The following is a 12,914-nucleotide window of genomic DNA, read 5'->3' on the forward strand; positions in this document are numbered from 1 at the left end:
TTTCTGGTGTTTACCACCAGAGACTGCTCTTTCGTGTTAATGAAGGGGATTAGTTGTTGTGTCATATGCATTCAGCATCGTTTGCATATCCTGTTGTGAGTATTGAGGTACCTGATAATAGCCATGTTTATTTTGATAGATGGATAATTCGTAGCCCATTTCAATGCAGTTAGGAATACTATCAGCAACAACGCGACGAACAACTGGGTTTGTTGTCTCTAAAGCAGCCGTTGTCATACATTTTGCTGAACCTTTTTGAGCACCAAGTAAGAACCCTGAAATAGTTTCATCATTAATTTCATTGGCATTTTGCATTGGCTTTTTTGGTTGACCAGGATTTACGCCATATTTAAAGTCATTTCCTGTCTCCATTTGGTAACGTCCTGTTGGAACAGATGGATCATGTCCTGTTTTGAAGGACTCTACAATTGTATTGTACATACCTAAAGTAAAATTATACTGGCGATCCAAAATATTCAATAATTCCGGATCTTGTACATGTGGGCGTAAAATTATGGCTTGGTTCATACCTGCGATAATTTCGCCAATTGTTTCATGCATGTCCATCATTTCATGGCCACCATGATTTAGACTATGTTGTTGATTGAAATTGGTTTGATTTGATGATTCATTGTAAAACGATTGTGACAAAAAAAACGCCTCCTCAATGATTTTTTGATGCAGTAATTAGTATGTCAAGTCAAATGAAATTCATACGGTATAAATGTAAAGACAAAAATGTAGACTATTGAAGAAAGGAAAAGTAGGTCGAGGAGGTTCTATAAATTGAAAAAGTTGCTTGGACCAATTGGGATAATTGTTCTTATTCTTGTTCTATTCGCCTTATTATTCATTCCTAAATATAATAGCCTGGTGACTGCAGAGGAAAATGTAGATTCGAAATGGGCACAAGTGGAAAATCAGCTCCAACGTCGTTATGATTTGATTCCAAATTTAGTCGAATCAGTGAAAGGCTATGCGAACCATGAGCAAGAGGTGATTGCAAGTATTACACAAGCACGTGCACAAATGGGTAGTGCAAACACTCTAGAGGAGCAAGCTGCTGCAAATGATGCTTTAACTGGAGCACTTAGTCGTTTACTTGTAGTTGTTGAAAATTATCCAAACTTAAAGGCAGATACAAACTTTCGTCAGTTAATGGATGAGCTAGCAGGCACTGAAAATCGCCTGGCGGTAGCACGTGAGGATTACAATAATGAAGTTCAGCAATTTAATAAGCAAGTTAAACGTTTCCCAGGTAATTTGATGGCAGGAATGTTTGGCTTTGAACAAAAAGAATACTTTAAAGCCGCAGCAGGAGCTGACAAAGCACCATCAATCGATTTTAGTCAATCAGGTACACACTAATGAAGCGTAGCCTTGTACAGATAATCATCGTTTGTTCGGTGTTTCTTTTATTTACGAACATGGCAAAGGCAACTATGCCGTCACCGATGAAAAATACGTATATACATGATTTTGCCAATGTATTATCTGCAAGTATCAAAGAACAATTAAATCATTACTCCGCGCAATTGGATCAAGGCACAGGCGCTGAAATCATGATTGTAACCATTGATAGTCTAGATGGACAGGAGCCAAAGATGTATGCTACAAAAATGATTCGTTCTTGGGGAATAGGTGACGAACAGAAAAATAACGGTGTTTTAATTTTAGCTACATTTGGACAGGGTGAAGGGAATAATGACGTAGTAATAGCTGTTGGTCAAGGATTAGAGGGGCCATTACCAGATGGAAAATTAGGACGTATTTTAGATGAGGCATTTTATCCTTCTGCAAGTACGGGTGACATAGATCAAGCCTTCCAATCGACATATGCTGAAATATTTCGCACTGTTGCCAAGGAGTATAATTGGAATGGTGAATTACCAGCGGCAGCAGACGAAGGTGAAGACATGCCAACTTGGTTAATTATATTGATCGTTCTCGTTGTTCTTATTATTTATACGTTCTTTTCGAAAGGTGGTGGAGGTCCTCGTGCTGGAGGCTATGGTGGTTATCCAGGTGGCTTTGGTGGAGGGCGTTCAGGCGGAGGCGGCTTTGGAGGATTCGGTGGAGGATCTTCCGCAGGCGGAGGAGCGAGCAGAAAATTTTAATCGTAATACCTAGCGAACTAATTGTTTAGTTCGCTTTCATTATGAGTGAAGAAAAAGTAATGATCATAAAAAATATCAAACATTGACAATAATACAAAAATTGGTATAATTTGAATATATCGACTTTCGATATAACGTAAACTGATATAGGGAGGAATCATTTTGAAAAAAAGATTTTTATCTGCATCATTAGCGATCATTTTAACAACATCTGTAGCTATTCCTGCAACCATGCAAGAAGTACGTGCTGCCAATGAAACAAATAGCTTTGTAATAGCGCAGGAGCAGCGCATTTCAGTGCAGGAATTTTTGAATTTAGCTGTAACAGCATTAACTTTCCAACACGGATCAGATTCAATGCGGCAACAAATTATTGATACATGGGTAAAGGCTGAGGAGTTCGCGGATTTAAATTTATCGATTAAACGTGATGAAGCCGCTCGTATTTTAGTAAGAGCTTTAAATAAAGAAGAAAAAGAAGCATCGCTTGCTGAGTATTTAGAGAAAGCCAATAAGCTTGGTATATTTAAAAATGTGTCAGTAAGCACGGATGCTATTGCTAAACAAGATGCAGTTAAAATGTTAAACAATGCAAAACAAATTAAAAATGGTTCTAATAATAAAGGTGTAAAGGAAATTTCTGTAGAAGATTTCATGAAGAATCCTGGGAATTTCGGCTATGAACTTTCACCTGATGGTAATTACATCACATTTGCCTCTGCATGGAACAACAGATCCAATGTTTTCGTAAAAAAAATGAATGATGATAGTGAGCCTGTTCGCGTCTCGAACTCTAAAGATCGTGATATTGCAGGATTTTTCTGGAAGGAAAATAGTTTATTATATTTAAAGGATAAAGGTGGAGATGAAAACTTCCATATTTATTCTACTACATTTAATGGGTCAAAGGAAAAAGATTTAACGCCATATCCAAATGTAACAGTAGGAATATTAAGTGGCCTACAGGGTGTTAAAGATGAAATTCTTATAATGATGAATAAAGAGGATGCCACTGTCTTTGATGTGTACAAGCTGAATGTCAAGACAGGTAAAACAAAGCATGTTGCTAAAAATCCAGGTAATATTACAAACTGGTTAGCAGATCGGAATGGAAATGTGCGTGTTGCCGTAGCAACAGATGGTGTGGCAGGAACAATCCTTTATCGAGATTCTGAAAAGGATGAATTTAAACCGTTTATTGAAGTGGAAGCAGGGGATGAAGTAGTGCCACTGGCTTTCTCTAAAGACAATCAAACAATTTATGCAACTTCCAACAAAGGTAGAGATAAAGTAGAAGTTGTAAAATATGATTTAGAAGGCAATGAAAAAGTTATAATGTCCAATGATGAAGTAGATGTTTCGGGTGTTTTATATAGCGCTGAACAAGATAAATTATTATATGGTGCTTATGTTACTGATAAGCTGCATTATCAATTCTTTGATAAAAAGTTTGAAAAGCTGTTCCGTAAAATACAAAATAAGCTTGGGGTGCATGAAAGTGAATTAGGTATCAATGATTACAATAAAGAGATGACAAAATTTATTGTGAGCGTTTCAAGTGATACCGTGTATGGAAAATATTATTACTATGATTCCATAACAGGTGACTTAACAGAGTTGGCTACTTTAAGCCCTTGGTTAAAACCAGAAGGACTTGCTGAAATGCATCCAATTTCTTATAAGAGTCGAGACGGTTTGACAATTAACGGCTATTTAACTTTACCGAAAAATCAACAAGCTAAAGATCTTCCTCTTATCGTCAATCCACATGGAGGACCTTGGGCACGCGATATGTGGGGCTTCAATCCAGAAGTACAATTATTAGCTAATCGAGGCTATGCCGTACTGCAAGTGAATTTCCGTTCGTCAACTGGCTATGGGAAGGAATTCCTTCAAGCTGGTAATAAGCAATGGGGACTTAAAATTCAGGACGATATTACAGATGGTGTGCAATGGGCGATTGATCAAGGTATTGCAGACCCTGAGCGTATCGGCATTTATGGTGCATCCTTTGGTGGTTATGCAACATTAGCTGGTATTACGTATACACCTGATTTATATGCTGCAGCAGTTGATTATGTAGGAGTATCTAATATTTTCACTTTATTAAATACCATTCCTCCATACTGGGAAACGATGCGTAACTTGTTTTATGAACGCGTAGGTCATCCAGAAAAGGACAAAGACTTATTAACAGCTGTTTCACCTATTTTCCACGCAGATAAAATCAAAACACCATTATTTGTCGCTCAAGGTGCAAATGATCCACGTGTTAATAAGGCAGAATCCGATCAAATTGTGGAAGCCTTACGTGCTAGAGGTGTGGATGTTGAGTACATGCTAAAGGATAACGAAGGACATGGCTTCGCTAATGAAGAAAACAGAATTGAATTCTACAATGCCATGGTGAAATTCTTCGACAGTCATTTAAAATAATTATAATCGAAAGGCATTGATGTGCGGCTTCCGCACAGTCAATGCCTTTTTTATTACAATAGTCCATTATATGGATGCGAAAAGGGAAGCTAAGACAGTTCAATCAAAAGTTATCAAAGAATAGAAAACATTCCTTCATCACACTTTCGTTTATAATAAGATGAGGAGGTGCTATCGATGATTGTTAAATTTTTTAGTCGAGCAAATTGCCCATTATGTGTGGAAGGCTTGCAGACATTAAAGCTTGTACAGGAGGATATACCATTCGATATTAATATCGTTGATATCGAACAGGATGATGATATACATGAAAAATATATGCTAATGATTCCGGTAGTCGAAAAGGATGGTGCTGTGATTCAGTATGGCAATCTAGATTATGCTACATTGCTGGAGCAATTAAGTAGTTGATGCACCAGACTAATAAAGAATTAATAACGGTATAAATGACACTATTGTTAGCTGTATTCCACACAATTCACAAATTGTTCAATGAAAGCGTTTTGAATTTGAACAGTTTGTGAAGACCTTCACATTTGACTTCCTTTTCATAAAAAACGGAGTAGAATAGGTATCAAGTAAGAAGTTGTTATAAAACAGATTATCAGATGTATCACAGAGTTTCGTGATTGTTATATTACAAAAATAAATGATGTGAAGGGAGATTTTACAATGTGGGTTATTACAGTATTTGAGAAAAAGGATGTTCGTATTTTTGAATTTACAAATAAAAGTGAAGCAACAAAAGCTTTAGAAGGATTTAAGAAGAACGCAATTTTATCTTTCACAAAATAAACGCAACAAAGTCTCGTAGCTGTTTTCAAAGCTATGAGGCTTTTTTTTAGCCAAAACTATACATTTACTTGCGCTTTAAAACAATGCATATTATAATAAAACCATAAGTGGGACACGAAATAATGTTGTGGGATAAAAAATAACCCACAGCTATTAATAAGGGAGTAGATAAATATGTTCACTGTTCCAGAGGCACAACAAAGGCTACTTCCTGAATTGTATCCGCTTCTGCAATCAAGATATCGAATTTTACAAGCTGTTCAGCTCATGCAGCCAATCGGACGACGTACACTTGCCGATTCACTGAAAATGACAGAAAGAGAAATTCGTAAAGAAACTGATATTTTACGCGAGCAAGGGTTATTAGATTCACAAAAGTCGGGTATGGTATGTACAGATGATGGTGAAATAGTTATTGAAAAACTAAGAGCTATCGTTTACGAATGGTCTGGCTTAACTCAGCTTGCGAAAAAGCTGGAACAGCATTTTGGTATTGAGCGTGTAGTTGTAGTTCCTGGTGATTACAATGAAGACGATACGATTTTAACCTTACTTGGCAAAGAAGCGGCACTACAATTTATGTCTTCAGCCTTTGATGGGCAGGTAGTAGCTGTCACAGGTGGAAAATCCGTTGCGTCTCTTGCACAATTTTTACATCCTGGCGATATACAAAAGGATATTACATTTGTTGCTGCACGTGGAGGTATTGGACATGAAATGCAAATGCAAGCCAATACACTTGTTGCAACATTTGCCATGCAGATGGAGACACAGTACCGTACTTTATTTTTACCAGAGCATTTAAGTGAGCAAGCTTATCAAGCCATGTTAACAGAGCCTATGGTTACAGAAATGATGGCATTTTATGATCAAGCAGATTGTGTCATTCATGGAATTGGCTCCGCAGAGGAAATGGCGATTCGTCGTAATTCATCTCCTGAGGATTTACGAATTCTTGAGGAGAAGGGTGCTGTAAGTGAAGCTTTTGGCTATTATTTTAATGCAGAAGGTGAAATTGTCCATCGTATACGCACGATTGGTATTCAACTAGAGCAAGTACAAAATAGTCAGCAAGTTATTGCAGTGGCAGCGGGGAAACAAAAGGTTAATGCTATGCTTTCTTATTTTAAAGTAGCACCCAAGCAAACAATATTTATAACAGATGAAGCAGCTGCAAAAGCCATTGCGGCGAATTTATCTTCTATAGAAAACAACCATCTTAAATGATGGGGTAGTACCAAACTTATCACTCGATCTCAGAAAGTGGTGAAACACTTTTTGAATGAGCATAAAGCAAATTTAAAGTTTCTATTCATTAGAAACAGACATTACACATTATTGGAGGAATTAACAATGGCATTAAAATTAGCGATTAATGGATTTGGACGTATTGGACGTTTAGTATTTCGTGAGGCAATGAAGCATGATGAATTTGAAGTAGTAGCTGTAAACGACTTAACAGATGCTGGTCAGCTTGCACACTTATTGAAATATGATTCAGTCCACGGTATCTATGATGCTGAAGTCAATGCAGATGAAGATTCTTTCGTAGTAAATGGTCAACGCATAAAAGTTTATGCTGAAAAAGACCCTGCACAGTTACCATGGGGTGAGCTAGGTGTAGACGTAGTTCTTGAATGTACTGGACATTTCCGTTCAATGGAAGAAGTAGGCAAGCATATTGAAGCAGGTGCGAAGAAAGCTATTCTATCTGCACCAGCCAAAGGGGCAATGCCAACATTTGTTATGGGTGTAAACCACGAGGATTATAACCCAGCAACTGATGACGTAATCTCAAATGCTTCTTGTACAACAAACTGTCTAGCACCAGTAGCTAAAGTGCTTGATGAAAAATTTGGCATTGAACGCGGTATGATGACAACAATTCACTCTTACACAAATGACCAACGAATTTTAGACTTCCCACACTCTGACCCACGTCGTGCTCGTGCAGGTGCGGTATCTATGATTCCAACAACAACTGGTGCAGCAGTAGCTGTATCAAAAGTATTACCACAATTAAAAGGTAAGCTAGATGGCTTCTCTATGCGTGTGCCAACACCTAACGTATCATGTGTTGACTTAGTAGTAGAGCTAAAAGCAGACGTAACAAAAGAAACAATTAATGCTGTATTAAAAGAAGCTTCTGAAAATGAATTAAAAGGCATTTTAGATTACAATGAGCTACCATTAGTATCGATTGATTATAACGGTAACCACCATTCTTCTACTGTTGATGGCCTTTCAACAATGGTATTAGAAAACAAAATGGTGAAAGTTCTAGCTTGGTATGATAACGAAATTGGTTACTCTACTCGTTTAATGGATTTAGCTTTATACATTGCTGAACAAGGATTAAACCATAAATAAGTATCATATTTCGACATTTGGAGTAAAAAGTGTGACATATTACTGCTTTTTATGCACAAAAAGTATAGCCTTTATAATATCGAATAGATATAATATACAAGGGTAAAGAGAGTAAGGGATTTTACCCTTGCTCTCTTTTTATACAGGACAAGCAATTGCAAGACATAACACTTAACTTTTGCTACTATAAAAACAAGTATTAGGGTGCATTATCAAAAGTTGGAGATTGAAATTCTTTTAGCTGATGTGCCAAAAAAGTACCAAAGTGCCTTTTCAATTTAGCAAGCATGGTGTCGCGCCAAGATGGGTAAAACACAAGAATGTAAGACTAAAACAGCTTTGAAGGGAGTTTCTTCATGTTAAATAAGAAGACGATGAAAGATATTGATGTAAAGGGTAAACGCGTATTTGTACGTGTAGATTTTAATGTTCCAATGGCAGATGGTGCCATTACAGACGAAACGCGAATTCGTGCAGCTATTCCTACAATTGAGTATTTAGTAGAGCAAGGTGCGAAAGTTATTTTAGCCTCTCACTTAGGTCGTCCAAAGGGTGAAGTAAAAGAAGATATGCGTTTAACAGCAGTTGGTGTTCGCTTAGCACAATTAATGGGCAAGCCTGTTACGAAGCTGGATGAATCTATTGGTCAAGTGGTAGAAGAGGCTGTTGCTAGCATGCATGATGGGGATCTTCTTCTTCTGGAAAATGTGCGTTTCCATGCAGGTGAAGAGAAAAATGATCCAACATTAGCACAGCAATTTGCACAGCTAGCTGATATCTATGTCAATGATGCTTTCGGCGCAGCTCATCGTGCACATGCTTCTACAGAAGGAATTGCTAAGCATATTCCAGCTGTATCTGGTTTCCTTATGCAAAAGGAATTAGATGTACTCGGTAAAGCATTGTCGAACCCAGAGCATCCCTTTACAGCGATTATTGGTGGTGCCAAAGTAAAAGATAAAATTGGTGTTATTGAAAGCCTATTAGAGAAAGTAGATCACTTAATTATCGGTGGTGGTTTATCCTTTACATTCATCAAGGCACAGGGCTACGATATCGGTAAATCATTGTTAGAAGAAGATAAAATTGAGCTAGCAAAGTCCTTTATTGAAAAGGCAAAAGCAAAAGGCGTGCAATTACATATGCCAGTAGATGCTGTTGTGGCAAATGAATTTTCACAAGATGCTGAAACACAAATCGTTAATGTAGATGCTATTCCAGCTGATTGGATGGGTCTAGATATTGGACCAAAAACAGCTGCAAACTATGCAGAAGTTATTAAAAACTCTAAATTAATCATTTGGAATGGACCAATGGGCGTCTTTGAAATGGATAAATTTGCTAACGGCACAAAAAAGGTTGCTGATGCAATGGCAACAACAGCAGGCTATACAGTAATCGGTGGCGGTGATTCAGCAGCTGCTGTTGAAAAATTTGAAGTAGCAGATAAGATGGATCATATTTCTACAGGTGGCGGTGCTTCTCTAGAATTAATGGAAGGTAAAGAACTTCCAGGAATTGTAGCACTAAACGATAAATAAACTAACTAAACAATCGGAGGCAACATGATGCGTAAACCAATTATTGCGGGTAACTGGAAAATGTTTAAAACATTTGAAGAAGCTATTCAGTTTGTAGATGCAGTACAGGATAAACTTCCTACCAATGACAAAGTAGATGCTGTTGTTTGCGCACCAGCTCTTTACCTACCTACACTTGTGCAGGTTGCTAGTGAGTCAGAGTTGGCGATTGGTGCACAAACAATGCATTTTGAAAATGAAGGTGCCTTTACTGGTGAAATTAGCCCAGCCCAGCTAGCAAGTGTAGATGTTGACTATGTCATTTTAGGGCACTCAGAACGTCGTGAATACTACAATGAAACAGATGAAGCGATTAATAAAAAGGTAGCAGCAGCGCTTGCACATAATATCGTGCCAATTATTTGCTGTGGTGAAACACTAGAGGAACGTGAGGCTGGCACGACAGAGCAAAAGGTGGCTGGACAAATTAAAGCGGCACTTGCTGGTTTTGATGCACAGCAAGTTGAGCATATGGTCATTGCCTATGAACCGATTTGGGCGATTGGTACTGGTAAAACTGCTACAGCAGACGATGCAAATCAAGTATGTGGAGCGATTCGTGCAGTTATCGAAGAGCTATATAATGCTGAAACGGCGAATGCTGTACGCATTCAATATGGCGGCAGTGTGAAGCCTGATAACATTCAGGAGCTTTTAACGAAAGAGCATATTGATGGTGCTTTAGTGGGTGGAGCAAGCTTACAGCCAGAATCTTACTTAACATTATTGGAGGCGGCAGCAAATGCCTAAAAAGCCAGTAGCATTAATTATTTTAGATGGCTTTGCATTTCGAGATGAAACATTCGGGAATGCAGTAGCACAAGCCAACAAGCCAAATTTTGATCGATATTGGAGTCAATATCCTCACGCTACATTAACTGCGGCGGGAGAAGCCGTTGGATTACCTGACGGCCAAATGGGGAATTCTGAGGTAGGGCACTTAAATATCGGTGCTGGACGAATTGTTTATCAAAGCTTAACACGCTTAAATAAATCGATTCGTGAAGGGGATTTCTTTATGAATCAAGCGTTTTTAGATGCAGTAGCATATGTAAAAGCTCATCACTCCAAGCTCCATGTTATGGGCTTATTATCAGATGGTGGTGTTCATAGTCATTATGAGCATATGTTTGCGCTATTAAAGCTAGCTAAACAGCAAGGATTAGATGAAGTTTATGTACATGGTTTCTTAGATGGACGTGATGTTGGTCCAACAACGGCATTAGACTATATCGAAGAAACAGAAAAACAAATGGCTGAAATGGGTATTGGTCAGTTTGCTTCGATTCACGGACGTTATTATGCAATGGATCGGGATAAGCGCTGGGATCGTGTCGCTCTCACGTACAATGTACTTGTTGATGGTGTTGGTCAAACAGCAGAAAGTGCAAAAAGTGGTGTAGCAGCATCCTATGAGCGTGAAGTAACCGATGAATTTGTGATACCCTTCAGCATTCAAGAGCATGGTGAGCCAGTAGCAACAATTAGCGATCATGATGCAGTGATTTTCTTTAACTTCCGTCCTGATCGTGCTATTCAGCTATCCACAGTGTTCACAAATGAAGGATTTGATGGTTTTGCTGTATCTGCAAAGCATCCAAAGAATTTAAAATTTGTATCCTTCACACACTATAGTGATAACGTCAATGCACAAGTTGCTTATGAAAATGACAACTTAAAAAATACGATTGGTGAAGTACTAGCAACGAATGGGAAAACACAGTTACGCATTGCTGAAACTGAAAAATACCCACATGTTACATTCTTTATGAGTGGTGGACGTGAGGAAAAATTCCCAGGTGAAGAACGTATTTTAATTGCCTCTCCAAAAGTGGCAACATATGATTTAAAACCTGAAATGTCTGCCTATGAGGTAACAGAAGCCTTGCTTGCAGAAATTGCTGCTGAGAAATTTGATGGCATTATTCTCAACTTTGCCAACCCTGATATGGTGGGTCATAGTGGAATGCTTGAGCCAACGATTAAAGCGATTGAAGCGGTAGATGAATGTTTAGGCAAAGTAGTAGATGCTCTTCTTGCAAAAGGAGGCGCAGCTATTATTACAGCTGACCATGGTAATTCTGATGAAGTATTGACTTTAGCAGGTGAGCCTATGACAGCTCATACAACAAATCCTGTTCCAGTAATTGTGACAAAAGCAAATATAATGTTAAGAAATGGTGGTATTTTAGCCGATTTAGCACCAACCATGTTAGAATTATTAAAGGTGTCACAGCCTACTGAAATGACAGGACAATCATTAATTGAAAAAGAGGAGAATTAATTATGCCATTTATTACACAAGTTTATGCGCGCGAAGTTTTAGATTCACGTGGGAACCCAACAGTAGAGGTTGAAGTATTTACAGAATCAGGCGCATTTGGACGCGCAATCGTACCATCAGGTGCATCAACAGGTGAATACGAAGCGGTGGAATTACGCGATGGTGACAAATCTCGTTACCTAGGCAAAGGTGTATTAAAAGCAGTTGAAAATGTAAACACAATTATTGCGCAAGAATTAGAGGGTAACTATTCAGTTCTTGACCAAGTTGTCATCGACAAAGCTTTAATCGAGCTAGATGGCACAGAAAACAAAGGCAAGCTAGGTGCCAACGCAATTCTAGGTGTATCGATGGCAGTTGCACATGCTGCGGCAGATTATTTAGATGTACCTCTTTATCAATATCTTGGTGGGTTTAATTCTAAACAATTACCAGTACCAATGATGAACATTTTAAATGGTGGAGCTCACGCAGATAACAATGTAGACATTCAAGAATTCATGGTTATGCCTGTTGGGGCTGAATCTTTCCGTCATGCATTACGCATTGGCGCTGAGATTTTCCATAGCCTAAAAGCGGTTCTAAAAGCAAAAGGCTACAACACGGCAGTAGGTGATGAGGGTGGTTTCGCACCAAACCTTGGCTCTAACGAAGAAGCGATTACAGTTATCTTAGAAGCGATTGAAAAAGCAGGCTACAAACCAGGTGAAGAAGTTCGACTTGCTATGGACGTAGCATCATCTGAACTATTCAACAAAGAAGATGGCAAATATCACTTAGATGGTGAAGGTGTTGTGAAAACTTCTGAAGAAATGGTTGATTGGTACGAAGAGTTAACAAACAAATACCCAATCATTTCAATTGAAGATGGCTTAGACGAAAACGACTGGGCTGGCCACAAGCTATTAACAGATCGCATCGGTAGTCGTGTGCAATTAGTAGGTGATGACCTATTTGTAACAAATACGAAAAAATTATCGGCTGGTATTGAGCAAGGCGTAGGAAATGCAATCCTAATCAAAGTAAACCAAATCGGTACATTAACTGAAACATTTGAAGCAATCGAAATGGCGAAACGTGCTGGTTACACAGCTGTTATCTCTCACCGTTCTGGTGAATCAGAAGATGCAACAATTGCAGATATCGCCGTTGCTACAAATGCTGGTCAAATTAAAACAGGTGCTCCTTCACGTACAGACCGTGTAGCAAAATATAACCAACTTCTTCGCATTGAAGATCAACTTGGTTCAACAGCAGAGTTCCTTGGATTACAATCTTTCTACAACCTTAAATAATAGACAAAAAATGCCTCAAAGTTTATTGATACTTTGG

12 protein-coding genes are annotated in these 12,914 nt (G+C 38.4%); 11 read left to right on the forward strand and 1 reads right to left on the reverse strand.

Going from position 1 to position 12,914, the window contains the following annotated elements; genetic code table 11:
- Nucleotides 1-36: 36 nt before the first annotated feature.
- Nucleotides 37-651 (reverse strand): spore coat protein, encoded by a 615-nt coding sequence (locus MHI34_RS11670; RefSeq protein ID WP_036125689.1) that lies wholly within the window; start codon nucleotides 649-651, stop codon nucleotides 37-39.
- Nucleotides 652-786: 135 nt separating this feature from the next.
- On the opposite strand from MHI34_RS11670, the gene MHI34_RS11675 reads away from it, so the two are divergent.
- The 11 genes from MHI34_RS11675 to eno all read left to right on the forward strand — a co-directional run bounded on the left by MHI34_RS11675 (nucleotide 787) and on the right by eno (nucleotide 12,877).
- A complete protein-coding gene (locus MHI34_RS11675; RefSeq protein ID WP_342503443.1) occupies nucleotides 787-1,368 on the forward strand; it encodes a LemA family protein in 582 nt (193 codons plus the stop codon).
- Nucleotides 1,368-2,117 (forward strand): TPM domain-containing protein, encoded by a 750-nt coding sequence (locus MHI34_RS11680; RefSeq protein WP_340835164.1) that lies wholly within the window; start codon nucleotides 1,368-1,370, stop codon nucleotides 2,115-2,117. Before MHI34_RS11675 ends, MHI34_RS11680 begins: the two co-directional genes overlap by 1 nt.
- Before the next feature lie 162 nt (nucleotides 2,118-2,279).
- The gene (locus tag MHI34_RS11685; RefSeq protein WP_342503444.1) at nucleotides 2,280-4,553 is read left to right on the forward strand and encodes a S9 family peptidase; all 2,274 of its coding nucleotides are present in this window, start codon (nucleotides 2,280-2,282) and stop codon (nucleotides 4,551-4,553) included.
- A 177-nt stretch (nucleotides 4,554-4,730) separates the two neighbouring features.
- Nucleotides 4,731-4,964 (forward strand): glutaredoxin family protein, encoded by a 234-nt coding sequence (locus MHI34_RS11690; protein ID WP_342503445.1) that lies wholly within the window; start codon nucleotides 4,731-4,733, stop codon nucleotides 4,962-4,964.
- Nucleotides 4,965-5,225: 261 nt separating this feature from the next.
- Nucleotides 5,226-5,348 carry a hypothetical protein gene (locus MHI34_RS11695; protein WP_255358808.1) on the forward strand — a complete coding sequence of 41 codons (123 nt, stop codon included), beginning with the start codon at nucleotides 5,226-5,228 and terminating at the stop codon, nucleotides 5,346-5,348.
- Between the two features lie 174 nt (nucleotides 5,349-5,522).
- Nucleotides 5,523-6,575, forward strand: a complete 1,053-nt coding sequence (locus MHI34_RS11700; protein ID WP_058844370.1) for a sugar-binding domain-containing protein — start codon at nucleotides 5,523-5,525, stop codon at nucleotides 6,573-6,575.
- A gap of 126 nt (nucleotides 6,576-6,701) precedes the next feature.
- The gene (gene gap, locus MHI34_RS11705; protein ID WP_036124048.1) at nucleotides 6,702-7,718 is read left to right on the forward strand and encodes a type I glyceraldehyde-3-phosphate dehydrogenase; all 1,017 of its coding nucleotides are present in this window, start codon (nucleotides 6,702-6,704) and stop codon (nucleotides 7,716-7,718) included.
- Between the two features lie 356 nt (nucleotides 7,719-8,074).
- On the forward strand, nucleotides 8,075-9,259 hold the full coding sequence (locus tag MHI34_RS11710; RefSeq protein ID WP_249645968.1) for a phosphoglycerate kinase: 1,185 nt from the start codon (nucleotides 8,075-8,077) through the stop codon (nucleotides 9,257-9,259).
- A gap of 27 nt (nucleotides 9,260-9,286) precedes the next feature.
- Nucleotides 9,287-10,048: a triose-phosphate isomerase gene (gene tpiA / locus MHI34_RS11715; RefSeq protein WP_036124043.1), complete on the forward strand. Its 762-nt coding sequence runs from the start codon at nucleotides 9,287-9,289 to the stop codon at nucleotides 10,046-10,048.
- Nucleotides 10,041-11,582, forward strand: a complete 1,542-nt coding sequence (gpmI, locus tag MHI34_RS11720) for a 2,3-bisphosphoglycerate-independent phosphoglycerate mutase (protein WP_342503446.1) — start codon at nucleotides 10,041-10,043, stop codon at nucleotides 11,580-11,582. Before tpiA ends, gpmI begins: the two co-directional genes overlap by 8 nt.
- 2 nt (nucleotides 11,583-11,584) lie before the next feature.
- Nucleotides 11,585-12,877: a phosphopyruvate hydratase gene (gene eno / locus MHI34_RS11725; protein ID WP_036124037.1), complete on the forward strand. Its 1,293-nt coding sequence runs from the start codon at nucleotides 11,585-11,587 to the stop codon at nucleotides 12,875-12,877.
- Nucleotides 12,878-12,914 lie beyond the last annotated feature (37 nt).

It is taken from the genome of Lysinibacillus sp. FSL L8-0126 (genome assembly GCF_038630385.1).
Taxonomy (GTDB): domain Bacteria; phylum Bacillota; class Bacilli; order Bacillales_A; family Planococcaceae; genus Lysinibacillus; species Lysinibacillus fusiformis_D.

Coding starts and splice junctions, on each gene's coding strand:
- MHI34_RS11680 (WP_340835164.1), top strand. CDS start 1,368: ATGAAGCGTAGCCTTGTACAGATAATCATCGTTTGTTCGGTGTTTCTT.
- MHI34_RS11690 (WP_342503445.1), top strand. CDS start 4,731: ATGATTGTTAAATTTTTTAGTCGAGCAAATTGCCCATTATGTGTGGAA.
- MHI34_RS11695 (WP_255358808.1), top strand. CDS start 5,226: ATGTGGGTTATTACAGTATTTGAGAAAAAGGATGTTCGTATTTTTGAA.
- MHI34_RS11700 (WP_058844370.1), top strand. CDS start 5,523: ATGTTCACTGTTCCAGAGGCACAACAAAGGCTACTTCCTGAATTGTAT.
- gap (WP_036124048.1), top strand. CDS start 6,702: ATGGCATTAAAATTAGCGATTAATGGATTTGGACGTATTGGACGTTTA.
- MHI34_RS11710 (WP_249645968.1), top strand. CDS start 8,075: ATGTTAAATAAGAAGACGATGAAAGATATTGATGTAAAGGGTAAACGC.
- tpiA (WP_036124043.1), top strand. CDS start 9,287: ATGCGTAAACCAATTATTGCGGGTAACTGGAAAATGTTTAAAACATTT.
- gpmI (WP_342503446.1), top strand. CDS start 10,041: ATGCCTAAAAAGCCAGTAGCATTAATTATTTTAGATGGCTTTGCATTT.
- eno (WP_036124037.1), top strand. CDS start 11,585: ATGCCATTTATTACACAAGTTTATGCGCGCGAAGTTTTAGATTCACGT.